Genomic DNA, 26292 nt, shown 5'->3' on the forward strand with positions numbered 1-26292 from the left:
GTGTGGAGTGGAGTGGAAACTGTAAAGCCAGGGCTAAGCTCTCAAAGACATAAGAGCTCTAAGGGTCAACGGCGAATCCATCTAACAGGCTGGTTATTCGTTCTTGTGCCGGTCATAATGATCAGTATTTTCTATTTTTACCCAATGATTCAAGCTTTAATTTTATCTTTCAAAACAGGCAGAGGAAACAACCTTCATTTTACCGGTTTTGATAACTATATTCGACTGTTTAGCGACACCACTTTTCTTACAGCCGTCAAGAACACTTTCATTTACTTGATTATTCAAGTCCCAGTCATGCTGGTGCTGGCGCTCTTTATCGCCGTACTCCTCAATGACGAAAGACTGAAATTTAAAGGGTTTTTCAGAACGGCCATATTTCTGCCCACGGTAACCTCACTTGTAGCGTACTCCGTTGTTTTCAAATACATGTTTGGAGCCGAAGGCATCATCAATAAATTTCTAGTGAATCTGCATCTAATTAGCGAGCCGATTCAATGGATTACTGACCCCTTCTGGGCCAAAGTTACGATCATCATTGCCATCACTTGGCGCTTTACTGGCTATAATATGATTTTCTATTTGTCATCATTGCAAAATGTCGATAAATCAATTTATGAGGCTGCTCATATCGATGGTGCAAATGCATTTACACAATTTTTCAAAATTACAGTCCCACTATTGAAGCCGATCATCTTGTTTACGACGATAACATCGACCATTGGAACACTTCAGTTGTTTGATGAGGTGGTTAACATCACGAAGGGTGGACCGGGCAATGCAACCATGTCGATTTCCCAATATATTTATAACCTGTCCTTTGAATACACACCTAACTTTGGATATGCTGCAACCGTCTCCTATTCGATTGTTGTAATGGTGCTCATTCTGACGCTTATTCAGAACAAAGTAGGAGGGGATAAGAGATAATGAAAACCAAACGCATGTTTACTTACTTGTTTCTAATCATCGCTGCGCTGATCTCTATCTTTCCATTTATCTGGATGGTAATAAGCGCCACGAACCAGTCGGTTGATGTAACAAAAGGGACAATGTTGCCAGGTGCACATCTAGTTGAAAATATAAACAATCTATTTAGTTCAGTGGATATGTGGCAGGCTCTTTGGAACTCCGCAAAAATCTCTGTAGTGACTACTGTGCTTTCACTGCTAGTAGCATCGGCGGCTGGATATGGTTTTGAAATGTACCGCAGCCGGAGTAAAGATATCGTATTCAATATTTTACTTGCTTCAATGATGATTCCATTTGCGGCGATCATGGTACCTCTATTTCAAATGTTCGCAAAAGTATCAAGTGTAGTGCCATTTCTTGGTATCGATACAGCAGGTGCAGTCATTCTTCCGACATTTACAACAGCATTCCTAATTTTTTTCTTTCGTCAAAATACAAAAATGTTTCCTAAGGATATGATGGAGGCTGGGCGCATCGATGGTCTTTCGGAATTTGGTTTGTTCTTCCGGATTTATATGCCAACGATGAAATCAACTTACGCCGCCGCTGCGATTATCACATTTCTAAACAGCTGGAACAATTATCTATGGCCTTTGATCGTATTACAATCACCAAAAAATATGACTGTGCCCCTTCTTATCTCGAATCTTGGATCGGGTTATGCCCCTGACTATGGTCTGATCATGTCTGCGATTGTCATTACGACACTGCCGACTGCTCTTGTATTCTTCATGATGCAAAAGCAATTTGTGGCTGGGATGACGGGTTCAGTTAAATAACTTAGCGATTATTTTAAAAGCAGAAGGAGGACAATGAAATGAAGCAGCAGGTTGAACGGGGCGTCGCTCCAAGTCTGGAATGGTTATCAGACCCTTCCATTTATGCCGTTGGCAGAATATATGCTCACTCCGATCATCGATATTACGAAACGAAACTTGAAGCCGAAGCGCTTGGCGAAATGCCCTTTCGTTATAGTCTGAACGGAAGTTGGAAATTTAGTTACGCCCATAATCCCATGGAACGACAGGTGGATTTTTATAAGGAGAGCGTATCCTGCAGAGGCTGGAAGGATATTGAAGTTCCCGGTCATATCCAACTTCAGGGGTATGGGCAGCCTCAGTATGTGAATACGATGTATCCATGGGACGGTCATGAGCATCTTAGACCTCCGAAGATCTCTGAGGACCACAATCCCGTAGGTAGTTATGTGAAGTATTTTGTAGTTCCTACCGGTTGGGAGCAACGTCCGGTGTATATATCTTTTCAAGGAGTGGAAACGGCTTTCTATGTATGGCTAAATGGGGAATTTGTTGGCTATAGCGAAGATAGCTTTACACCGAGTGAATTTGATCTGACACCGTACTTGACGGAAGGTGAGAATAAGCTGGCGGTTGAGGTCTATCAGCGCAGCACTGGGAGTTGGCTTGAGGATCAGGACTTCTGGCGCTTTTCGGGAATCTTTCGTGAGGTGTATCTATACACCGTGCCTGATGTTCATGTACGGGATCTACACGTTCAGACCGATCTGGATAATAAGTTTGAACAGGGAACACTAACCGCTGTCATGCAGTTGATAGGTAAGTCTGCTTCAAAAGTACTCCTTGAGCTTAAGGATAGAGCAGGTAATCTTGTGGCTAGCGATGTGAGTGAAGTTTCAGGAGATACCCTTTCGCTTACGCTTGCAGCAACAAAGGTTCAGCTGTGGAGCGCAGAAGAACCTAATTTGTATACTCTCTATGTATCTGTTTACAACGCATCCGGGGATCTTGTGGAAGTCGTGCCGCAAAAAATTGGCTTTCGAAAATTTGAGATGATAGATAAAATTATGCACTTAAACGGCAAACGTATTGTATTTAAAGGCGTCAACCGTCACGAGTTTAATCCACGCTTCGGACGCAGCATTACAAAAGAAGATATGCTATGGGACATAAAAACATTAAAGCAGGCGAACATCAACGCTGTGCGGACATCTCACTATCCGAACATGACATTCTGGTATGAGCTGTGTGATGAATACGGTGTCTATGTCATTGACGAGATGAATTTAGAGTCGCATGGATCATGGCAGAAAATGGGGGCTGTTGAACCGTCTTGGAACATCCCTGGCAATAAGCCTGAATGGCAGGATATTGTGATGGATCGCGCGATTTCCATGGTGGAGAGAGATAAGAACCATCCATCTATTCTAATTTGGTCCTGTGGCAACGAATCTTTTGCAGGAGAAGTAATCCTGAACGTAGCGAATTATTTTCGAGAGAAGGACCCTACTCGTTTGGTTCATTATGAAGGGGTATTCCATAACCGGGACTATGATGATTCGAGCGATATGGAGAGCCGTATGTATGCGAAAGCAGCAGATATCGAAAAGTATTTAAAAGAAGATCCGTTAAAGCCATATATTAGCTGTGAATACATGCATGCGATGGGAAATTCCGTCGGGGGACTACACAAATACACCGAGCTAGAGCAGAAGTATCCAATGTATCAAGGCGGATTCATCTGGGACTACATGGATCAAGTAATTGTGAAAAATGATCGATACGGTAAGCCCTTCATGGCTTATGGAGGAGACTTCGATGATCGTTCAACGGACTACAACTTCTCCGGTAACGGAATTGTGTATGCGGACCGGAGATGGTCTCCGAAAATGCAGGAAGTGAAATTTCTGTATCAGAACGTCAAACTGCACCCGGACAGTCATGGTGTTACCATTAGTAATGAGAACTTATTTGTGGGCTTGGATGCATATGAGTTGAAATACGCTCTGAACTATGAGGGTAGGGTAATCTATCGTGGAACTGCACTTGCCCAGGTTAATCCGTGTGAGGAAAGATATGTAGAAGTTGATCTACCGGATATTAAGAACCAGCCTGGTGAGTATAGCTTGGATGTTTCTCTTGTCCTGAAGGAAGATTCATTATGGGCAAATAGCGGTTATGAAATCGCTTTTGGCCAGCATGTTTTTCAAGTGGGGAATACGTCAGCAGAAGAGTCCCCATCATATGCTAAGATCACACCTGTCGTGAATGATTTTCGCGTGGTTGAAGGGGATGTCAATATTGGGGTGCATGGCCGTGACTTCTCTGTAATGTTCTCAAAGCAGGCGGGTACATTAATCTCCGTCAAATATTCAGGCCGGGAAATGATCTCTTCGCCGCCGGCACCGCTTTTCTGGAGAGCGATGACAGACAATGACAAGGGGGCAGGAATCCATTTCGACTCTTCCCCTTGGTATGCAGCAAGCTTGACCCGTAGAACGTTAAGCTTCGAGCTTTTGGAGGAGAAGGACCGTGCGACAGTAAATTATGTGTATAAGCTTAGTGTATCAGAGGGAGTGCGGGTAAGTGTAACTTACACAGTGTTCTCCGATGGAAGCATAAAGGTGAAATCAAGCTACCATGGAGCAGCGGGTTTACCAAAGCTTCCGATCTTTGCTTTAACCTTTAAGGTTCCGGCGGATTATCACCAGCTGAATTGGTATGCGAATGGGCCGGAAGAAAATTATATCGACCGCTCGTTTGGGGCGAGACTGTGTCGTTTCCAGAATCATGCGGTGGACAATGTGTCCTCCTATTTGGTACCGCAGGAATCGGGCAACCGCACAGGTGTGCGCGAAGTATCCATAACTAACGATCATGGCCAAGGGATTATAATATCGGCACCAGTCACAGCCCCTGTTGAAGCCAATATATCGCCTTATTCGGCAATGGAGCTGGAGAATGCAACGCATCATTATGAGCTGCCGAACGTTCATTATACCGTTGTTACGATTGCCGGACGTCAAATGGGCGTAGGCGGGGATGACAGCTGGGGAGCTCCAGTTCTTGATGAATATCAAATAGATCCTTCGGATGATATGGATTTTGAATTTATAATTCGCAGAGCATAATTTGAGATGAAATAGGTAATCCAAATGCTCGTTTCAACGATAAGGTTGAGGCGAGCGTTTTTTGCATTCAGTCGGATAAAGGAAATGAGAGTATGAATTCAGTTCCTTCTCCTGATTTACTTTGTACAGTGACATCACCGTTCATCGAACGGATTAATTGGTATGAAAGCGTAAGGCCCAATCCCGTTCCTTTGCTTTTAGTTGAAAAATAAATGCTTCCTAGTCGCTCTATTTGCTCGCTGCTCATTCCAACCCCGTTATCAATTATTGTTATTTTTGCATATTTGGATTGCCGCTCGATACGGATGTTTACATTACCTGTTGCCTGAACAGAGCAAGCTTCAATCGCATTTTTAATAAAATTAATGAATAGTTGTTTGATTTCAGTAGGATTTGCAGTTACAAATAGTTTATCTTCCAAATGTTGCACTTCCAAAGATACGTTATTCATGTTGGCGTAAGGCGTTATGATATCTACGATCGAGTATATCTGCTGCACAAGTTCAATTTGCTCTACCATGGAATGATTTGGTTTAGCTATCGATAGATATTCCGAAAGAATAACTTCTGTACGTTTAATCTCTTCGAGGCAAATATCAATATATTTTTGACTTTTTTCTTTAGTAATAGAATCATCCTTCAGTAATTTCAAGAATCCCATAACGGCTGTAAGCGGATTACGGACTTCATGGGCAAGAGAAGCTGCGACATGCGCAATTGTTTCCGATTTTTCACTCTGAAGATACCTCAGATACAATTCCTTGTCAGAAACTGCTTTATTAAAAAGGGAAATCAATATCCAAATTCCGAGGAAATTTTGTACTGGCATAACGAGGATGTTAAACTTTAAATGCTGTATCGTATATTGGTATTCTGTTGCAAACATGGTGCCGATTGGAATGATGGAAAAGCTTATCCCTGCAATAAATGTAATAAGTTTTCGGTATTCAGAACGACGACGGTAAAGACTGGATAACAAGGCAGATAAGGTGAAAGTAATAGAGAGAATTATAATCGCTGAAAATAATCCCTGTCCACCAATAATCAGGCGGTATAATAAAAATTCTATGAGAAGAAAAACTCCAGTAGTTATGCCTCCATACACCATTCCGAAAAACATGATCACGTATCGAATGTCGAATATGATGCCAACTTGTACAGTAGCTGGAAAAGTCATCGACATAAAAAGACAGATCATACAAGTGATCGTGATAAATTGTTTTGAGTAGTTTTCGGCTTTATCACGATAGTAAATGGTATACAGGACAAAAGGGGTTAGGGCAAACAATAATTGCAGCAAAATATCTTTTACATCCAGCATATTAGCCCTCCAACCCAGTCTAAAAAGAATTTAATATACTGTTATTCGTTATAACTATGAATTCCTCCTTCTGAAAAGCTGGTTCATTAAGGATACGAATACGTTAAGATAGATTTTCTGCCAGTCGAACCTAGTAACCAACCCATTATGTTGTATATTTATTGGTGGTTATTGGATGCTGATTTAACATGGGAGACATTATCATGACAAAAACAAGTTTTTTTGGACCCTTAATTTCAATTGCTATACCATAAAAAATATTAAGATTCTTATCGCTCTCATTTACTTCTCTTGCTCTGATGTTCACTTTACCTGGGATATCGACACCATACTTTTTACTTCCTGCAACTAATCTACCTGGTATATCAGCGCAGTTAAGTATGTTGTTAGCAAGTGTTTGGTTATGGGAGAGATATGGAGACTTAGTTGGTGGATATATCATTTTCTATTATTGGCTTCGATGATTGTAATGATTGTCGGATTGGTGAAGCAGTATGCCGTAAGAGGGACGCTTGAAAAAGGCTTTGCGTGCATTATTTACAAATGATCCATTTGAACGAATCACGAATAATACCGCACCAAGTGTAAAAGCACTTATCATTGCGATAGAGAAGAAAGATACAAATACCGTAGGACATATAAGTAAGAGGCTGATGAACCATCTTTAATCATCAAAGTTGTTCATCAGCCTGAACTTGATCCGTCATCAAGTTTACTGAATCTTAGATATACCTCCACTATTAAGATTCACACTGATACTGATCTTGTCGATACTGTTTGAGTCGAGCGGTATAATTCCCTTATCATTTAATTTCTTCCATTCCTTCGGAAGTTCGCGATAGAAAATGCCTGAGAGTCCATATACATCGGCATTAATTTCTAATCCTTTTAAGTAAGTTTCCCTGATCTGGTTATCAATTTCTTTTATAGCTTTAAGTTCAAGCGCACTCCTAGTAAGGTTGGGGTTTAACTCTGGAAGCGTGCCCTGCATAGACACTTTTATATCAAAGGCAGGCTTGCCATTCTTCATCTTAGGATGAATAGAGAATTTGATTTTGCTCATTACGATCACAGCAAGTACTTTTTTTTCATCTTTGATAACTAGTGGCGTTCGTTGTGTCTTTTTTTCAAACCACCGAATGCCTAAAACATCCTTACTCTTTAGATGGCCACGATATTGCTGATTTTGCAGAAAACAGATCCCCGTCATACTAACGTTAGGAGAGGGCACTTTATTACTGGTCCAATCTGGCACGATTTCAAGAAATGGTAATTGAACCGTATCAGCTTCCTCCTTCCATTTCCAAATGAACTTGTACAGATATAATGGTGCGATAATTGAGCTTTGTTCAAAGGTTCGCATGGGACTGTTAAGCTGTGAGTATATCACCGATAAATCGCTGATCGACGCAGTATTTAATACTTTTTCTATAGGTTCTTTGGTCGCCATCGTCCATACAGTATAACGAAACTCATAATATCGATCCCACACGTCCAATACTTGATTGACAACACTTTCCTTCTTTAACGCCGCTTCACTAAATACGATTGTTTTTACATTGCTCCAGACGATTCTTTGCGGACTAGAAGCATACAAATTAAATATCGCGTTATCAAACGAATCACCCTCTGCTTTTCCAGTGAAGGTTTTCTGTTCTTGCGTCTGCCCCGCCTCTTTTTTCGCAATGCCACTAAAGTTAACCATTTGAATGTAAATAACGACTTTGTTATCTACATAATCGACGCCTACTGTGTTCACATAGATCATATGCTCAATTTCCTTTGATCCCCAACAACCCGTTAGAAGTGTGGAGAGCAGGGGGATGACAAGAATGCATCGGATTAATTTCATTATCGATCTCGTCCTTTTTTTGTCGCAGTGTTCGTGAACTTTACCTTGCCCCAAGGCATTCGGAAAATAACCTTATAAAATTCCTTCCAGTGTGGCGGGGATAGAGGGGATAGATAGTAGGTGCCGAAAGAACGTAGATTGACCATAAAGAGAATCAGTGCCAGAAGACATATCATCGTACCAAATAACCCGAGAAAACCACTAAATAAGAGTACGACAATTCTTAACAAGCTAACGATGCCAACTAGTGTCTGATTCACTAAAGTAAAGGTAGCCAGCACAGAAATTGCTATAACGACAATCGTACCTGCACCTGCAATACCCGCACTAATGGCAGCCTGACCGATGATCAAACCTCCTACAACCGACAAGGTCTGACCGTAAGCGGTAGGTAATCTCATCCCAGCTTCGCGAAAAATCTCGAATAAAATGAGCATCACAATCGCTTCAAGGGGAACCGGAAGAGGGACCCCCTGTCTTGAATTCACTAACGTTGCAAGCAGTGTAAAGGGGATTTGATCTTGATGAAACGTACTGAGTGCGATCCAGAATCCCGGTAAAAATAGAGAAAGCATCACTCCGAGTACTCGTAACAATCTTGTGAAAGCAACAAAAATGTTTACCATATGAGCATCTTCCGACGTATTCAACAAAAAGCTAAAACTCACTGGCGCCATAATTACTGTGGGGGAACCATTGGTCATCAGGACAAATTTTCCATGAAGCAATGAATTTACTGCATAATCAGGTCTGCCCGTATATGAGAATAATGGAAATAACGAAAATCCAGTCAGACATTCTTCAAGCTGAGTGCTGCCCACAAGTCCCTTGATTTGAATGCTGTTCAGTCTTGTCTTAATCTCTTGTAGAACATGAGGTTCAATCGTCTCTTTGAGATATAGAAGATGAACTTCAGTGGATGTTTGAGTTCCAATCGTGAATTTTTCTACCGCCAACAATTCAGTCTTGAGTCTTTTTCGAATAAGGGCAATATTGGTAAATGATTCTTCCGTAAAACCATCCTTAGGACCTCTTGTGGACACTTCTGTATTTGGTTCTTCCGGTTGCCGTTTAGGAGGATCAGCCAATTTCACAACATAGGATCGATTCGATGGCGTAAATAGAAGGAACAGATCACCGCTCAGCACAGTGTTTATCATTGATTTTTCAATCTCATTGGATGGAAGGGGTGACATGTGAAACGGAACCTTTTGCTCAAGATCAAGTTCATGCGATGTAAGGATAGATTCCGGGATCTTTTTTAATTCGGGTATGAGGGATTGTTCCACTTTGATTTCGTCGCATAATCCCTGGCAATAAACGAGTTGAACAGCATAATCCGGGTCCGATAAAGAGATCGTCAATTTTTTAATGTCTGAGCTTGAATCAAAAATCCGTGTGATCATATCCTCGAATGTATTGGATTCCTGTTGCTTAATCTCTTTCACGATGTTACTTTCCCCTTTCGCTGAGCCAAGCTGATCAAGGCTGCAATAATTACAGAAAAAGCAAGCCCCCCCCATAAAGAGAAGGGAAGTACATAGTTAGACAATATGTTCAGAAATAACTGGTCACTGAAAGGAATGGCTGTGAACACTAGAATTGATGCGAAAATGCTGCCAAGTACCAACATTTTTACTTTTCTGCTTTGAATTTGGAATATATCAAGGATAAGAAACATGGATAGGGAAATCCTCAGAAAAGCTCCACTGAACCACTGATAAACGCTAAAAAAGTCTAGATGCTCAATGTATCGTCCAATCGTTAGTAATCTCCATTCTTCATAAGCTGGAAATCTGAGTTTATCAGCTTCATCCGGACCAAATTCAACGATTGCACCAATAACCGGTCCCATGGTCAGTCCTAAGAGAAGGAGAAGCATGACCATATAGGATAGATATGATATTCGTGATTTAATGTGGTGTTGCAGAAAGAAAAGCATAATAACTTCAACAAAGCCTGCTCCTACATACATAGTTCCATTCCAAACTGGCCGCATGCCATTTTCAAGTATCGGTTTTAATAAGGAATAATCTTTATGCGGTATGTTAGAGAACATTATAAAAAAGCCCAATATAATCACAAAAGGCAGCAATACAGCAGCGGTATTCGCGAGGGAATGAATACCTAAATATGCATTGATTACAGAAATCAATAGCAATATGAAAGCGAGTATCAGGATGGGTGTCTCTGGAGAGAAAGTGAGATGCACCCAGTAGATAGTATCTCTGGTTGTAAGCATACATATTATAAACAAATATATACAAGCGACTACTGCAAGCGTTCGACCCACAATGGGATGGTAAGCTTTGGAAAGCCACGCGAAAAGATGCTGCTTTTTGATTTTGGAGCTAGAAATGTGGAGGATAAAAATCCAAACTAACGCACATACAGCCGCAAGCAGAACTGAAATCCATGCGTCACGTTTTGCCGCGTCCAATAAGATGGGAATGATAATGACATGATTTAGAAGGCCTGTACTCAGCATAATAATCATGATGGATTGAATAAACGAAATATTTGTTTTTATTGTTCTCATCCTCCTAAATAAACCAGCTCATTCATCTACCTTATAATGCCATTCTTGGAGATGATCTATACTTCCATAGGTAACCTTCGGGATCTTTCAGGTATAGTGTACGATTTGGAGTAGGGGGTATTAGTTGTATATCTGACTTTTTGTGTTATCGTAAAAAACATTCTGAGCTGTGCGGATATTCGCACAGCTCAGAATGTTTTTTATTTAGAACTCCATAAAGCAACACGATCCTGCACGTATTTGGTGTAGCCTTTTTCCATTTTTTCTACTCCGGCTTTCTCTAAGGCTGCCATGTAGTCGTCCCAGATTTTATCGAAATCTGCCGGTTTCGCTAAAATAGCTTCCGGAATACGTTTCCATGTAATATCTTTCATTTTGTTACCAAGAATGGAGACCTCATCCTCGCCTGGTAGCGCGATATTCCATGCTGCACCATAGGCTTTTTCAGTAAATTCTTCTTCTTTCGGGAATAAATCCTTCCATGTTGTTGCCTTGTAAGCAGCTAATGTCTCTTTTCAGCATCGCTATAGCCAAGTACTAGCTGTTCAGGGAAGTTTTTAGTGTAATAATTTCCGCTTGCATCTTTAGCGCCATCTCCATAATGAACCATCATATTCCAGTAGAAGCCAATTCCAGATTCCTTAGTGAAGGCTGTATTTTCATTGTTAATACGCTCTTGCACCTCTGCTGGAACAACCCGTTTGCCGTTCTCCAGTACATAATGCTTACCTTCAATTCCCCAGTTATTTAAGATCTGTCCTTCGTCAGAAGCGAGAAAGTCTAGGAATTTAATAGTACGAATTGGGTCCGGGTTTGTGCTGGAGATCGAAATCCCATAACCGCCCATAAATCCAGTAGGCCAGAAGCTGGTTTCTTTAAAATCTTTTGTCAGCGTTACTGGATAGTGGCCATAGGTCTGATCGAATTTACCTGCCGTTTTCAGTGCTTGCTGAGCATCATTATAATCCCAATCTTGGTCAATCAGTCCGAGAACTCGCCCGGTGGCTACTTTAGCTTTGTATTGGTCATACTTTTGCACGAAGCTCTCTTTGTCGAGCAATCCGATGTCATTCATATGATTCAGCCAGCGGAAATACTCTTTCTCCTCCGGACGACGGAAGTGGTAGATCGCCTCATGGGTCTCTTGATCAATATAATATTCTCCGTCATCTGAACCACCTGTCGTAGCAACAGCAGGGTTAGTCACGGAAATGTACATATGCCAATCATCCGCATTAAGGGATACTCCAATGTTCTTATTACCATTCTCATCAGTTGGATGTTTCTCCAGATAGGCTTTTATTACATTCTCATAATCGGTGACCGTTCTGATTTCAGGATATCCAGCTTCTTTCAAGACGCGATGCTGGAGCTCAAAACCACCGCCGGCTACGAATTTCTTCTCATCAACCGCTGCCCAGGTCGGAATAGCATAGATTGACTGGTCTTCATTCGTGTATTTTGCCCGAGCAAGGTTGTCACCCAGCACACGTTTAATATTAGGGGCATACTTGTCGATTAACTCGGTTAAATCGATGACTGCTCCAGCATCTACAAGTTTCCCAATATCAGCTTTGGCAGAGATGATATCCGGATAATCACCACCAGCAGCGATCAAGGCGATTTTTTGTTGTGGATCACCTACCGCAAATTCTGCATCGAGTGTGACGCCTGTTTTCTCTGTAATCACTTTACTGATATCGTCTTTCATGTTGTTCCAGTTCGGATTTGGATCTTCTGCGAAGAAGGAGAGTGTGAGCGGACTCAAATCTTCAGCTTGTGCAGTTGCTTCTGCGGTAGCCTCTGCAGTAGCACTAACTTCATTTGTTGATTTTGTTCCTTCGTTGTTATCTGCTGTTTTGTTGTTTGATCCACTACAACCCGCCAGCACACTAATCAGTAAAGTCAAGACCATCAATATCACATACGATTTTGCTTTCTTTCTTGTCATGAATAGAAACCCTCCCTTTTTTCTGGTTAAAAATGTAATGTGTATACAGGCGGAGCCTGTTGATACCATAAGCGTACTAGCTTTTTACTGAGCCCAAAGTCATACCTTTGACAAAGTAGCGCTGCAAAAATGGATAGACAATTAGGATTGGCACTGTGACTACGATTGTGATTGCCATTTTGACTGATTCCGGAGAAATTTGTGCCATAACCTCGGTCATATTTCTTCCTCGGAAATTGTCCGCATTAGTTGTCGTACTCTGTATGACTTTCATTAACTCGAACTGCAGGGTAGTCAACGCATCCTTGGAACCATTGTAAAGATACGTATCAATCCATGAATTCCATTGGCCAACGGCGATGAAGAGAGCGATGGTTGCCAGCGCAGGTTTGGTCAGCGGAAGAATAACCCGCCAATAAATCGTGAAGTCATTAGCCCCGTCCAGCTTAGCAGATTCCTGCAGCGCATAGGGTAAACCGTCGATAAAAGAACGGATGATAAATACATTAAATGCGCTGACGAGACCTGGGAGGACATACACGCCAAAGGTTCCTATCATATGAAGATCTTTGATTAGGATGTAGCCAGGGATGAGACCACCTGAGACATACATCGTAAGCGCTAGAAATGTAGAGACGAACTTTCGGGCTTGGAAGTCCACCCGACTCAGCGTGAAAGCCAACATAGAGGCACTAACCAACCCAAGAATCGTGCCAATCACCGTTCGCAAGATCGAGATTTTGAGTCCAGTCATCAGCCCAGAATAGGCAAAGATCGTCTCATAGTTCTTAAAAGTGAACACACGTGGATAGATCGTAATTCCGCCCTTAATACTGTCTGTAGAGTCGTTAAAAGAAATCGCCAATACGTTTAGAAAAGGATATAGCGTAACTATGGTCACCACGGTAATCGCTACATAGACAACTAAATCAAAGATGCGGTCCGACCAAGATACGGCGGCCAATTTTTTACTTAGCATAAGGGCCTCCTATATGATGCTTTCCTTAGTTATTTTTTTGAATATCCCGTTGGCGGCAAACAGCAGAATCACACTCACCACAGAATTGAAAATATTAATGGCTGTACCGAAGGAGAACCGACCCATACCGAGACCGTAGTTCAGTGCGTACAGATCCAGCGTCTGAGAGTAATCGCGCACTAGATTGTTGCCGAGCAGGAATTGCTTCTCGAATCCGATACTAATTAAATGCCCGATGGAAATGATGAGCAGAATAATGATCGTTGTCTGAATCCCTGGAAGTGTAATGTTACGAACTTGCTGCAAGCGACTTGCACCATCTACCCTCGCTGCTTCATAAAGCTCTGGACCTATGCCTGATATGGCTGCCAGATAAATGATTGTGTTCCAGCCTGTTTCCTTCCAAACATCCGAAGCCGTGACAATTCCCCAGAAAAAATGACCTTTAGCCATGAATTGTATGGGTTCACTGATTAAATGAAGACTTAGTAGGAGATCGTTTACCGCACCATTATCGGTAGAGAGCATCTTGGTAATAATCCCTGCAGCAACCACCCAAGATACGAAGTGGGGGAGATAGGAGACTGTCTGCACAAATCGTTTCAGCAATTGCAGCCGTAGCTCGTTCAGAAGAATGGCAAATATAATGGGAATGATAAATCCCGCCAACAGGCCCATAATGCTCATAGCGAGCGTATTACGAAGTGCATTAAAGAATTGATCATCCTGGAATAGCTCCCTGAAGTACTGCAAACCGACCCATTTCTGCTCGAAAAAGGATTTACCGGGCTTGTATTTCTGAAAAGCCATTGTCCATCCCCATAAAGGTAAATAATTAAATACAAATGCCCAGAGTACAAATGGGATGGCCATCATATAGAGGTATTTCTGCTGTAAAAAAGTTGGCCAAAAGCGAGAAGCTGGCTTTTTCGACTCCGGTTGTATTTTCGAGGTAATCGCTTTCATTTATGTCCCTCCTTAGATATGCCACTATCATAATCTACAGAATGTAAAGGAAACACCCGAAAATTTTATATAAAAAACAGGGAGAAATCCGTCATTTTCGTAAGCGCTTTCTGAAAGAGAAAACTGATATCAATTATTTCTGCGATAATCGGAGGGTGAGACACCTTCAAACTTCTTGAATTTTTCACGAAAATAATCCACATCGCTGAAGCCTACTTCGTTTGCTACTTGTTGGATTTTATAACCTTTAGTTAGCAGTTCCTTGGCTTTCTCCATACGGACTTTATCTAGATAGCTGTTAAAAGAATAGCCCGTGCTATTTTTAAAGAGTTTACCCAGATAAGCGCTACTGTAACTAAATACATCTGCTAGCGTGTCGAGCTTAAGATTCTTATTATAATGTCGATGTATGAGGTCCAACATCCGCTTTAGGAAGACCTCCATATCGTCCCGAGTTATACCTTTTGCATAATACTCCAGGAGAGTGGAGATATAGCTCTGCAACTGGGGCAGAGAGGTTTGTTTATAGATTTGTTCAATCTGTTCATCCATGTTGCTGTGCAGCGGGCTTAGTTCCTTATATTGGAGAGAGAGTTTGTTAAGCAGATAAGTGACAATACGCACATAACGCGATTTCACGGCCATCTCGGAATAATCGGCACTGATCATTAGTTCTCCTGCTTCTAGAATCAGAGTGAAGAGTAACGCGTTAGTGCCGGTATCCATAGAAAAAAACATTCGTTCCACTACGGATTCCAGCTTGTTCTCTATTTCTTCTGGACTCACTGTCAGCCCGTTTTTTATTTTCATGGAATCCGGTCCAATCATCCCCAGCTCGTCGTAGAAAAAGTGCTCCTTCATCCTTGCCAGCGCCGTTTGATAGGAGACAGGAATATCCTCCAGAGTGTTCACCATATCGCCTGCGGTAATGATACATTCCAGTTCATGCTCGTTTACCACTTGCCGTATATGTTGGACCATTAATTTATGTACAAGCTCTTTCTGAAATGAGGGTTGCAGTAGCACTCCTAAATAAGAATCAAGCAAGAATACTATGCCCCAGTCATGTTCTTCAAAGCTTTTCGCAAGTCTTGCTTTTACGACTGTTGAAGGTCCGTAGTCCGCATTGTCTTGAAGCAGGAGCCTAATTAGAACCACTTGATAAGAATCCCAAAGAAGCCCTGTTTCAACAACGGTTAGCTCCATGTTTGGCGGGGTCTGTGCGCTTCGATCCATTAACAAGGATTGAACAAGCATTTCCCGGTTCCATGCCTTGACTGCAGCATGGTTCTTGCGATTATAATTACGCGCATTCAACTCAATGAACAGCTTCTCCAAGTATAGCTGCAATTCATCTTCGTCTACCGGTTTGAGCAAATAGGTATCAACGCCCAAGGATAACGCACGCTTAGCGTAGTGAAAATCCGCATAACCGCTGAGGATAATAATATGCATTTCTGGATCGAGCGCTCTCAGTTCTTCAACAAGCTCCAAACCATCTCTACCGGGCATGCGGATATCGATGATCATCAGGTCTGGGGAGTAAAGTTCATATTTATGCTTAGCTTCAATGGCATTAGCCGCGGAATCAATGACTTGAAATCCAAGACTCTCCCAGTCCAGCAGAGCTACTAGTCCATCACGGATTGCCTGCTCATCATCCACAATCAACACACTATACATAAGAATCACTCCTTAATGGAATCGCAAAGCTGATTTGCGTCCCGAATCCGATTTGACTTGTTAAGGTCAGCCCAAATTGTGGACCATAGGTCAGCTGCAGCCGCAAATGAATATTGCGCATCCCAATATTATTAGTTTCATAGTCATCATTGTTATCTAACATCTTCCTAATTTCTTGTATTCGTGCTTTTGAAATACCCGTTCCGTTGTCAGATACCTGGACCTTAAGATAACTGTCTTCTAAGCGGATTTCCACCCGGACCATGCCGCCTTCAATTCGATTCTCCAATCCGTGGATGACACAATTCTCTACCAGAGGCTGAATAATCAAAGGTGGAATTTGTAAAGGGTTCGCTTTGGGGTCCACATGGAGCTCATAAGTGAGTCTGTCATCATAGCGGAATTTTTGAATGACTAGGTAACAGTTTACGGTTTCTAACTCGCTTTGCAGACTGATCATTCCATTGCCGACTTCGAGGTTTTTACGCATCATTTTTCCCAGTAGTCGAACAATATGAGAAATATCCGCTTGTCCCCTGACAAGGGCTTTCATACGGATTGATTCTAGGGCATTGAAGAGGAAGTGTGGATTGATCTGGCTGGCCATCATCTTAAATTTGATTTCATTCTGCTTTAGCTGAGTCGCATTTTTCTGCCGATTGGATTCTTGAACCTCGCTCATTAGAGCGTTAATATTCCGAACCATATGATTGAATTGTCTGGCCAGCTGACCGATTTCATCCTTCCCGTCTATAACTAGCGTAGCCCCTAAATTACCCGAAGCGACCTTCGAAATATGTTTGCTAAGATGCAGTATCCTTCCGGTGAGCAGCCGCGAGACATAGTAAATTAAGAGAATAGCCATCATTAATGCCGAAAGAATGACAATAGAAGCTAGAAAGATAATTCGGTTGGGCTCATCAACGATACTTGCTACTGAAAAAATGGAAATGATACGCAGACTGTTCAAGCTCCCTCCAGGTTGCCAGTGATCGATCACCATTTTGAAGGGCTTGCCATCAATCGTTACATCGTGTGGACCTTGCCCGGTAGCGGATAGGGTGGTCAGGTCAATATTCGTCAGTGATTTATCTTGTGTATCTACGCGATTTGAAGCGACGATATTATCGTTCTCATCCATAATAAGCGTTTCAAAGGATTCCTGATTGAGGATAGCATTGAGTTTATTCGAATTCACATTCACGACTAGTACACCGGTGGTTCTCGCCTTAAAAAAATTGACCTTTCGGATTAGACTTAGATAATATTGTCCGTTGCGGTCGTCTTGAATATAATTCCAGCTTACTAATCCCCTTTGGGCTAATGCAGTTTGGTACCAATGCTCTTGCGTAACCTTCTCATTCGTCTGAAGAAACTCCCAATTGTCAAGAACCGTCGGGTTGTCGATATACAAGCGGATGCTGGAAACTTCGTTGTACAAACGGACAAAATCACGGAAATCCGGATAGTTCCAGTAAGCTTCCACAACATCATAGACAGACTCATAATGATGATTGGCCGCCTCTTCCAATCGGCTGTCATTCGATAGACGATAGGCAATATCAAGAGGGATATTGAGCATCTCACCAGTGCGTTTCTTCACCCGGTCCACGTTGGCGGTAATCTGCTCGAGTGCATTAGCCATTGCCATATTCCGTAGTTCATTCGTGAGGAACAACCCAACAATCAGGATTGGAATCAGAACAACACAGCCAAATGAAAGAAATAACTTCGTTCTGAGTCTGAGATTATTCATAAGAGTGATGATGCGGGCATACACGAATATGGGCCACCTCCAGCAAAATGTTAGCGTTTACATTAGAGTATATCGTTAAATGAACACTCATTATATGTGATCATTTAGGGATTTATTGTCTTCTATTATGGAGTTTTGGTAGGGGAGATTAGCAACTAGATCAGTTTTTTTGACTATACAATTCAATGGTCTCGATTTTCTTTACCGATGAATTAATCCTAAAAAAAATCATGTACTATAGTTCATAAGATTAAACCATTAAACCAAAGGGGCTGCCTATGGACAGACAAGAACGTTTGAAATCTGGCTGAGGAATTTTGCGAATGCAGTAAAGCTCTAGCAGCCATTGGAGATGAAACCCGTCAATCTATCATTATTGCTTAAATTGAAGGTGAAAGTATAAACGAAAAGGGAATCAGAGTGGGGGAACTGACACAGAGGACTAATTTATCCCGTCCGGCTGTCTCTCATCACTTAAAGATATTAAAAGAAGCCAATTTAATTGGTTATGATCAAGAAGGAACAAAAAATTATTATTATTTGGATGTTCTAAAGAGTGATATTTTCAGACTCAAAAAGTTGTTTGACCATATTGATGAGTTAATCAAGGATTCGCAAGAAACTAATGAAAATACAATAAATGATGAAGGGTGATAAATAATGAAAAATGTAATTCTAATGGGTGGAAGTGGATATATCGGAACACATCTGATGGAAGAATGGTTAAAAATAGACTCTAAGGTTCAGATTATTAGCCTATCTCGGAACGGAAAGCCGGATAAGCTCTTACCTAGCCTGGTGAACCATAAACGTGTTAAGTGGATGGCTATTGATATTTTTAATATGGATTCTTATCTTTCAGAATTACCAACTCCAGTGGACTTACTCATTAACTTAATCGGAACAGCGGATGGCAAAGACTTGGAATCATTCATGAAAATTAATGCCGAACCAGTGAAAGTAATGATTGAATTGATGGATCGTCTATCCATTTCTAAAGGCTGTTTTATTTCTGGACGGATAGGAATGCCATTAACCATAAACTATTTTTGGCTTCAAAACAAAAGGCTGAAGAAATGATTAAAGAAAGCCGGAAAAATATATGCATTCTCAAACCAAGTCTCATTTATGGTGATAAGCTATAAGTTGCGGCATTAGTCCCCATTATAAAAGCTATGAGCAAGTTGCGGGGCAAAGCAAAATTTAAGCCCATAGAAGTAAATCAGCTAGCCAAAGAAATTATAGAAGAATGTGGTAAATTAAAATGATTTAAATTCATGTACTTCATACCGGCAGGACAAGCGGTAGACGAACAGCTTTTATCTTTAGGGTATACTTCCAAAGATTTAGATTATATCATTCTAAGCCACCTGGACGGGGATCATGCCGGAGGACTACAACTGGTCAAGGGAGCGAACAATATTCTGGTAAGCAGAGAAGAGTTGGAGGCTAGTAAAGGCTGGAGTAGAGCAATAAGATACAACTCGAAGCAATGGGAAGGGATTAATTTACAGCCTATTGAATTTATCGATTCCGGCATCGGACCTATGAAACGTTCTTTTGATTTATTTAATGACGGAAGTCTGCAGTTAATTTGGTCACCAGGTCATAGTAAAGGTCTTATTTCATTAATGGTGAAAAATGAGTACGAAGACTACGTGCTCCTTGTCGCGGATACTGGATATGCGACAAAGTCATGGGAAAAGTTAATCATTCCCGGCATTAGCGTAAATAAAAAACAGGCCTATCAATCCCTTAAATGGGTAAAAAAAATGACCCGTCAGCCGAACTGTGTAGCCGCTTTAGCTAGTCATGATCCTGATGTAAAACCGCACACTATTACCCTGTAATAGAAGAACAAATACCCCCTATCAATAAGGATAGGGGGTATTTGTTCTTCTTAGTTTCAAAATGGTCCTATCTTTCAAACACAGTTTCACCTTCAATTAACACAGGCTGATAATAAGTGTTGTTGGGCAGGTCTTTTTTACCTTGCAGTTTCTTAATGACCCAATCCGCTGCATCTCGTCCCATAGTTTCTTGCGGGTGTGTCAACGTGGTTAGTTTGATGTTCGCGTTCTTAGCGATATAAGAATTGTCTTGTCCAATAATAGATAATTCCTCGGGAATAGTGATATCCAGTTGTCTGCAGGCATGGACTACTTCCAATCCGACTTCGTCGTTATAACAAACAATAGCAGTAAGCGTCTCTCTATTTTTATTTAGAAAATCCTTTAAATCAATAGAAAGCGTCTGTTTTGTCTCTGTGTTAAATGAAAAAATCTGTTCTGGATAAAACCGTAATTTGGCCTCCTCCAGCGCCTTAATGTATCCTTTCATCCGGTATTTTCCCTGTAAGTCATCCATTTTTGCAATGAGTCCTATTTGGGAGTGCCCTTTAGTTATCAATTCCTTAGTTGCTAAATAGCTGGATTGCACGTCATCAAGACTTAGGTACGGCAGTTCTATTTCTTCATAAAAAGCATTGATCATTATAATCGGAATTTCCTGTTCCTTAAACGATAGATAGTAAGCAATATTGGGATTGTACAGATTACTTTTTGTAGGTTCGATAATTAAACCATCTACACCGTAGGAGAGCATCATTTCCAGCGCCTTTTTTTCTTGAGCAATATCGTTGTTCGTACTAGCCAATAGAAGGGAATAATTATCTTCATTCATCCGGCTCTCGATCCCGCGAATAATGGAGGGAAAGATATAGTCAGAAATATAGGTCGTAATTACACCAATTGTCTTCTTATGGGAACTCCCGCTGTTCTTTGATCGATATTGATTGCTGACATATGTGCCAGAGCCTTTTTCGCTTCGCAGGAAACCTTCGTTGGATAGTTCTAAAATAGCTTTTCGAACAGTTTGTCTGCTAACTTCGTACATCGATTGTAATGCAGATTCAGTTGGGATTTGTTCTCCTACGTTGTAATCTCCTGATAGGATTTTACTTTTAATATCATCTATGATCACTTGATACTTAGGTTTCATGTAATTCCTCTTTCCATACTTGTTCGCTAAGTTTTTCGTTAATTTGGTAAATTTGTATGTACAAATTATAGCATGACTGCGAAATAAATAGAAAGAGGCTCTTTTTATACGGATATTTGTAAAAATATAGAATTTATAAAGCGTAATACGCTACATAATATAGAGTTAAATCATTATTATGCCCATATTTGTATGTATATATAACTAATTTATTGACAAATGTACGTACAAAAAATTATACTATAGCTGTTCATTAAGAAAGCAAATTTTTATCATGACCTTTTAAAAAAGCGCTCTCAGAGAGGTGAATTACGTGAAATCGAATCGATTAAACATCGAACAAGCGATTAATAAGGCAGAGACTTCGCTTGGTATTGAATTTGGGTCCACACGGATCAAAGTTGTACTTATTGATCATAGCTTCCAAACGATCGCTTCTGGAAGTTACGAATGGGAAAATCAATTAAAGGATGGCTTTTGGACGTACAACTTAGAGGACATTATTAAGGGACTTCAAGACGCCTACCGCGAGATGAAAGAAGAAGTTGCACAAACCTATGGAATTACCCTCCAAAGGGTTGGTTCAATTGGTTTTTCTGCAATGATGCACGGATACATGGCTTTTGACGAACAAAATAAACTGCTGGTTCCATTCCGGACTTGGCGTAATGCTACAACGGGTGCAGCAGCTAAAGCATTGACTGAACTGTTTGGGTTTAATATTCCAGAACGCTGGAGCATTGCTCATCTTTATCAGGCGATTTTGAATGAAGAAGAACATGTGCCACAGATTCGTTATGTTACTACGCTAGCAGGATACATTCATTGGCTATTAACTGGAAATAAAGCACTTGGTGTTGGGGACGCATCGGGTATGTTCCCAATTGATGAATCCACAGGAAATTATAACGCATCCATGATACAGCAGTTCGATGAACTTGTTGCGAGCAAAGGTTATCCGTGGAAGACAAATGATCTACTTCCTAAGGTGTATGTAGCAGGGGAGCAAGCAGGTGTTTTAACTGAAACGGGAGCAAAAATTCTGGATCCATCGTTGCATTTACAAGCAGGTATTCCGCTTAGCCCTCCAGAAGGAGATGCCGGAACCGGGATGGTTGCTACGAATAGCGTGAGAAAACGCACCGGGAATGTATCAGTAGGAACCTCTGTTTTTGCCATGATCGTGTTAGAAAAAGAACTTTCCAAGGTGTATCCAGAAATCGATATGGTAACTACTCCGAACGGAAGTCCAGTTGGTATGGTTCATGCGAATAACTGTTCAAGTGATCTCAACGCCTGGCTCGGATTATTCCGCGAGTTCTATGAAGCAATGGGACAAAAAGTTGATTCCAATAAATTGTACAGCGTGCTTCTAAATAAAGCCTTGGAAGCGGACCCAGATGGCGGTGGATTACTCAGCTATGGTTATCTCTCAGGTGAGAATATTACCGGGCTTGATGAAGGCCGTCCACTATTTGTCCGCTCGCCGGAAAGCAAATTCAATCTGGCTAATTTTATGCGAACGCATTTGTTTACTGCATTTGGGGCTTTGAGAATCGGAATGGACATTTTGATGAAGGAAGAGAATGTTGCCATTGATAGTATTTTAGGTCACGGTGGTTTATTTAAGACTCCGGTAGTGGGCCAAAAAATGATGGCTGCATCAATAAATGTGCCAGTTTCCGTAATGACGACCGCTGGGGAAGGCGGTGCATGGGGCATGGCTATTCTCGCCTCTTACATGATGAACAAGAATGGGGAAGAGAGCTTAGAAGACTTCCTTGATCAAAAAGTGTTCAACGATGTAAAGGGTGAAGAAATTCATCCAGACGCTGCAGACATTAAAGGGTTTGATACCTTTATTGAACGATATAAAAAGGGTCTGGCAATTGAACAGTCCGCCGTCGACAATTTAGTGTAAGAATGGAGGGAGCAAGATGTTAGAGCAGCTTAAAGAAGAGGTTTTTCAAGCCAATCTAGAATTACCGAAACAAGGTCTTATTAAATATACATGGGGAAATGTGAGTGCGATTGATCGTGAAACTGGTTTATTCGTAATCAAACCAAGTGGTGTAGGCTACGACACAATGAAAGCCAGTGACATGGTCGTTGTTGATCTCGATGGTAATGTGGTTGAAGGTGATATGAGACCTTCATCCGATACCCCTACTCACGCTGTGCTTTACAAGCATTACTCCGAAATCGGCGGGATTGTGCATACGCATTCCACTTGGGCAACTATCTGGGCTCAAGCAGGATTGGATGTTCCTGTTATGGGAACGACGCATGCAGATACCTTCTATGGTTCCATTCCTTGTGCTAGGTTCTTGACGCAAGAGGAAATCGATCGGGGGTATGAAGCCGAAACAGGTAATGTGATCATCGAGACCTTTGAACAACGCGGAATAGATATTATGGCGGTTCCTGGTGTTTTACTTAAAGGACACGGACCCTTTACTTGGGGAAAAGATGCAAAATCGGCGGTAATGAACAGCGTAGTCTTGGATGAAGTATCCAAAATGAATTTATTTGCAAGAGAGCTGAACCATTTTGCCGAGGAATTGCCACAACGTATTTTAGATAAACATTACTTGCGCAAACATGGAAAAGACGCTTATTACGGACAAAAATAACTAAACAAAACTATAAAAAAACGAAAAGAGGATGTATATGTCAACAGCAGTAGCAAAAGAATTTTGGTTCGTCGTAGGTTCACAACATCTTTATGGTGAAGAAGCATTGGCTGAAGTTAAAGCACACGCACAAACAATGACAGATGCTTTGAATAAAAGCGGAGTTTTGCCATACCCACTAGTATTGCAGGGTTTGGCTGTCAGCGCAGATAAAATCACAAACATCATGAAAGAAGTTAACTACCGTGACGAGGTTGCGGGTGTTATCACTTGGATGCATACATTCTCGCCTGCAAAAATGTGGATTCGCGGAACAAAAATGCTGCAAAAGCCATTGCTTCATCTGGCTACGCAATATAATGAAAGTATTCCTTGGGCAACCATTGATATGGATTTCATGAACCTTAACCAGGCGGCCCATGGTGACCGTGAATATGGTTTCATTAATGCACGTTTGAACAAACAAAACAAAGTGGTTGTAGGCTATTGGGAACGCCCTGAAGTTCAAAAGCAAATTGCAGAATGGATGGACGTAGCCGTTGCTTATAACGAAAGCTTCAATATCAAAGTTGCCCGTTTTGGCGACAACATGCGTAACGTTGGTGTTACTGAAGGGGATAAAGTGGAAGCCCAAATTCAATTTGGTTGGACAGTAGACTACTTCGGTATTGGCGATCTCGTACAAATCATTAGTGAGGTTAAAGAGGAAGAAATCGATGCTTTGTTCGCTGAGTATGCTGATCTTTATGAATTTGATTATGGTACTTACAGCAAGGAAGCTTGGGAAGCCAGTGTAAGAGTTCAAGCAAGCTATGAAATTGCTATTAAGCGGTTCCTGGATCAAGGCGGCTACAATGCCTTCACGTCGAACTTTGAAGATTTACATGGTATGAAGCAACTCCCAGGACTTGCTGTTCAACGCCTGATGGCTCAAGGGTATGGCTTCGCTGGAGAGGGTGATTGGAAGACTGCAGCACTTGATCGCTTGTTTAAAGTAATGAGCCATAATCAATCTACAGGCTTTATGGAAGATTACACGTATGAATTATCGGTTGGTCAAGAATCCATCCTTCAATCCCATATGCTGGAAGTAGATCCTACTCTAGCAAGCAACAAACCAAAAATCCTCGTGGCGCCACTAGGTATTGGTGGTAAGGATGATCCTGCCCGTTTAGTATTTGACGGTAAAGGAGGAGACGGCGTAGTGGTTTCCATGGTAGACTTCGGAACTCATTACAAGCTTTTGATCAATGAAGTAACTGCATTTGAACCGACAGTACCCGCACCAAACCTTCCAGTAGCCCGCGTTCTTTGGAATGTAAAACCTAACTTCCAGGATGGAGTTAAGGCTTGGATTGAAAATGGTGGCGGTCACCACACCGTTGTATCCTTGACTTTAACCACGGACCAAATTATTGCTTATGCTAAACTTGTGAATTTGGAATATGTAGTTATTAAATAATGCCAGAGCATTCTGAATATATAAAAAAAGAACCTTAATCATAAGGTTCTTTTTTTATATGAAAATCAAATCAACGGGTCAATCAATAAATGCGATAATTTCCACTTAAGGCCAGTAAACTAAAGAAGTACAAGCAGTTGTCATAATAGCGATGGACTCCAGTGCGCAAAGGCGTATCCCAAAACAAACGTACAAAATGCTCTGCCTCCGGGCCATTAGAAGCAAGGGAAGCCATAGCATTGGTTGCTAAAAGGCCTGTCGGGTGCAGCGCCGGTTCGTCGAATGGCTGTCCCTCAATAGTATACCGCCGATAATCGGAAACTTCGATATTCCTAAAATACGCTTGTATCCGGTTACATTGCTCTACCTGCCAAATGTCCTTTTGGAACCACGACCAGTCCAGACCGATATTAGCTGCAACCCGGTAAGCATCACTGAAAAAATGCCCGAAATCACCATGAGGCTGCGGTTCTACCGGGGTACCGTCAAAATGGGCATATTCAGGAGCAAGGCCAGTTATAGGATGGCATGTCGTGTGCAGATATGTACGACTAGCTTCCGCCGCTTCCCGCCAAAACAGATGGTCACATTCATCTGCCTGCAGAGCGAACAAATCATAGAAATGGGGGAGATGGTAAGATGGATCACTGAAGGTGGATTCCGGTATGAATTTAATCAATTTTGTATCCGCATCCCACATTGAATCGCCTTCTCCTGCTTCCGTTTTATGAACACAAGCACGTAATATCGTTCGAGCCTGCTCAGAATAATTATAAGGCTCAGGACCATTCCCCCAACGTTTTGAAGCAAAAAACAAGGCCATGGCAAAAAACTCTTCCCCATCCGGTGCGGGTCCCTGAGAAATCCTTGTGCCATCAGGCTTGCAGTGCCAAGCAAAGTAATCGGCATAACGGCCTTCTTTGTGCTGCATATACGTCTTGGAGAAGTTCCATAAACGATCAAATTCATCTTTTTTATTCATTTGAACGGCCATCATCATCCCGTAAGACATTCCTTCGGACCGAACATCTAGATTACCTGTATCCAGAATATAGCTTTTATCCTCGTCTTGCGGATAGTAGATTCGTACGTCCGGATCTCCGTAAAACAAATCATTCCAAGTTTCTTCAAGTTTGGCGTTGATTTCTTCTACTGAAAAGCCAAGTTTCTTAAATAAATTACGATATTCCCCCGTATAAAAGGCACCTTGTTGTGTCATTGACATCCTATTTCCTCTCCTGTGAATTACAGTATGCAGTTCATTGTATTAATAAACCTTATTAAAACAG

The 26292-nt window shown here is 41.5% G+C and carries 21 protein-coding genes and 1 pseudogene; 10 read left to right on the plus strand and 12 right to left on the minus strand.

Annotated features, from left to right (window positions below):
* Positions 1-117 precede the first annotated feature (117 nt).
* Genes R50345_RS14660 through R50345_RS14670 form a run of 3 tightly spaced genes read left to right on the plus strand, consistent with a single transcriptional unit; the run spans position 118 to position 4861 of the window.
* Positions 118-930 carry a carbohydrate ABC transporter permease gene (locus tag R50345_RS14660; protein ID WP_231574270.1) on the plus strand — a complete coding sequence of 271 codons (813 nt, stop codon included), beginning with the start codon at positions 118-120 and terminating at the stop codon, positions 928-930.
* Positions 930-1751, plus strand: a complete 822-nt coding sequence (locus R50345_RS14665; protein WP_042127700.1) for a carbohydrate ABC transporter permease — start codon at positions 930-932, stop codon at positions 1749-1751. The genes R50345_RS14660 and R50345_RS14665 overlap by 1 nt, the downstream gene beginning before the upstream one ends.
* A gap of 38 nt (positions 1752-1789) precedes the next feature.
* Positions 1790-4861 (plus strand): beta-galactosidase, LacZ type, encoded by a 3072-nt coding sequence (locus R50345_RS14670; RefSeq protein ID WP_042127702.1) that lies wholly within the window; start codon positions 1790-1792, stop codon positions 4859-4861.
* Between the two features lie 67 nt (positions 4862-4928).
* On the opposite strand, the gene R50345_RS14675 is transcribed toward R50345_RS14670, so the two are convergent.
* Together R50345_RS14675 and R50345_RS31685 are read right to left on the minus strand one after the other, a co-directional pair.
* Complete coding sequence (locus tag R50345_RS14675; RefSeq protein WP_042127704.1) at positions 4929-6182, minus strand: sensor histidine kinase; 1254 nt, start codon at positions 6180-6182, stop codon at positions 4929-4931.
* A 145-nt stretch (positions 6183-6327) separates the two neighbouring features.
* Positions 6328-6624, minus strand: a complete 297-nt coding sequence (locus tag R50345_RS31685; RefSeq protein WP_042127706.1) for a hypothetical protein — start codon at positions 6622-6624, stop codon at positions 6328-6330.
* Between the two features lie 70 nt (positions 6625-6694).
* Between R50345_RS31685 and R50345_RS31305 the strand changes: the two genes are divergently transcribed.
* Positions 6695-6850: a hypothetical protein gene (locus tag R50345_RS31305; protein ID WP_156114798.1), complete on the plus strand. Its 156-nt coding sequence runs from the start codon at positions 6695-6697 to the stop codon at positions 6848-6850.
* 44 nt (positions 6851-6894) lie between these two features.
* On the opposite strand, the gene R50345_RS14685 is transcribed toward R50345_RS31305, so the two are convergent.
* From R50345_RS14685 to R50345_RS14720, 8 genes and pseudogenes are all read right to left on the minus strand, one after another.
* The gene (locus tag R50345_RS14685) at positions 6895-8034 is read right to left on the minus strand and encodes a Ger(x)C family spore germination protein (RefSeq protein WP_042127708.1); all 1140 of its coding nucleotides are present in this window, start codon (positions 8032-8034) and stop codon (positions 6895-6897) included.
* Positions 8034-9482, minus strand: coding sequence for a spore germination protein (locus tag R50345_RS14690; protein WP_231574202.1), 1449 nt, complete (start codon positions 9480-9482; stop codon positions 8034-8036). The genes R50345_RS14685 and R50345_RS14690 overlap by 1 nt, the downstream gene beginning before the upstream one ends.
* Positions 9479-10573: a GerAB/ArcD/ProY family transporter gene (locus tag R50345_RS14695; RefSeq protein ID WP_042127711.1), complete on the minus strand. Its 1095-nt coding sequence runs from the start codon at positions 10571-10573 to the stop codon at positions 9479-9481. The genes R50345_RS14690 and R50345_RS14695 overlap by 4 nt, the downstream gene beginning before the upstream one ends.
* A gap of 200 nt (positions 10574-10773) precedes the next feature.
* Positions 10774-12524 (minus strand): annotated as a pseudogene (locus R50345_RS14700) (ABC transporter substrate-binding protein).
* 76 nt (positions 12525-12600) lie between these two features.
* On the minus strand, positions 12601-13503 hold the full coding sequence (locus R50345_RS14705; protein ID WP_042127713.1) for a carbohydrate ABC transporter permease: 903 nt from the start codon (positions 13501-13503) through the stop codon (positions 12601-12603).
* A 9-nt stretch (positions 13504-13512) separates the two neighbouring features.
* A complete protein-coding gene (locus R50345_RS14710; protein WP_042127715.1) occupies positions 13513-14469 on the minus strand; it encodes an ABC transporter permease in 957 nt (318 codons plus the stop codon).
* Between the two features lie 129 nt (positions 14470-14598).
* A complete protein-coding gene (locus tag R50345_RS14715) occupies positions 14599-16152 on the minus strand; it encodes a response regulator transcription factor (RefSeq protein WP_042127717.1) in 1554 nt (517 codons plus the stop codon).
* Positions 16145-17932 carry a cache domain-containing sensor histidine kinase gene (locus R50345_RS14720; RefSeq protein WP_052414603.1) on the minus strand — a complete coding sequence of 596 codons (1788 nt, stop codon included), beginning with the start codon at positions 17930-17932 and terminating at the stop codon, positions 16145-16147. The genes R50345_RS14715 and R50345_RS14720 overlap by 8 nt, the downstream gene beginning before the upstream one ends.
* 396 nt (positions 17933-18328) lie before the next feature.
* Between R50345_RS14720 and R50345_RS14725 the strand changes: the two genes are divergently transcribed.
* From R50345_RS14725 to R50345_RS14735, 3 genes are all read left to right on the plus strand, one after another.
* A complete protein-coding gene (locus R50345_RS14725) occupies positions 18329-18562 on the plus strand; it encodes an ArsR/SmtB family transcription factor (protein ID WP_231574203.1) in 234 nt (77 codons plus the stop codon).
* A 6-nt stretch (positions 18563-18568) separates the two neighbouring features.
* Positions 18569-18988, plus strand: coding sequence for an NAD-dependent epimerase/dehydratase family protein (locus R50345_RS14730; RefSeq protein WP_042127718.1), 420 nt, complete (start codon positions 18569-18571; stop codon positions 18986-18988).
* Positions 18989-19185: 197 nt separating this feature from the next.
* Positions 19186-19758 (plus strand): MBL fold metallo-hydrolase, encoded by a 573-nt coding sequence (locus R50345_RS14735; protein ID WP_052414604.1) that lies wholly within the window; start codon positions 19186-19188, stop codon positions 19756-19758.
* Between the two features lie 67 nt (positions 19759-19825).
* Here R50345_RS14735 and R50345_RS14740 read toward each other — a convergent pair whose 3' ends face one another.
* Positions 19826-20908 carry a GntR family transcriptional regulator gene (locus tag R50345_RS14740; protein WP_042127719.1) on the minus strand — a complete coding sequence of 361 codons (1083 nt, stop codon included), beginning with the start codon at positions 20906-20908 and terminating at the stop codon, positions 19826-19828.
* 313 nt (positions 20909-21221) lie between these two features.
* On the opposite strand from R50345_RS14740, the gene R50345_RS14745 reads away from it, so the two are divergent.
* The 3 genes from R50345_RS14745 to araA are packed head-to-tail and all read left to right on the plus strand — an operon-like array spanning position 21222 to position 25003.
* Positions 21222-22829: a xylulokinase gene (locus R50345_RS14745; protein ID WP_042127720.1), complete on the plus strand. Its 1608-nt coding sequence runs from the start codon at positions 21222-21224 to the stop codon at positions 22827-22829.
* 16 nt (positions 22830-22845) lie between these two features.
* Complete coding sequence (locus R50345_RS14750; RefSeq protein ID WP_042127722.1) at positions 22846-23541, plus strand: L-ribulose-5-phosphate 4-epimerase; 696 nt, start codon at positions 22846-22848, stop codon at positions 23539-23541.
* Positions 23542-23578: 37 nt separating this feature from the next.
* The gene (gene araA, locus R50345_RS14755; RefSeq protein WP_042127724.1) at positions 23579-25003 is read left to right on the plus strand and encodes an L-arabinose isomerase; all 1425 of its coding nucleotides are present in this window, start codon (positions 23579-23581) and stop codon (positions 25001-25003) included.
* An 82-nt stretch (positions 25004-25085) separates the two neighbouring features.
* Here the strand turns inward: araA and R50345_RS14760 are convergent, their stop codons facing one another.
* Complete coding sequence (locus R50345_RS14760) at positions 25086-26228, minus strand: family 8 glycosyl hydrolase (RefSeq protein ID WP_042127726.1); 1143 nt, start codon at positions 26226-26228, stop codon at positions 25086-25088.
* Positions 26229-26292: the final 64 nt, after the last annotated feature.

This window comes from Paenibacillus sp. FSL R5-0345 (genome assembly GCF_000758585.1).
Classification (GTDB): Bacteria; Bacillota; Bacilli; order Paenibacillales; family Paenibacillaceae; genus Paenibacillus_AQ.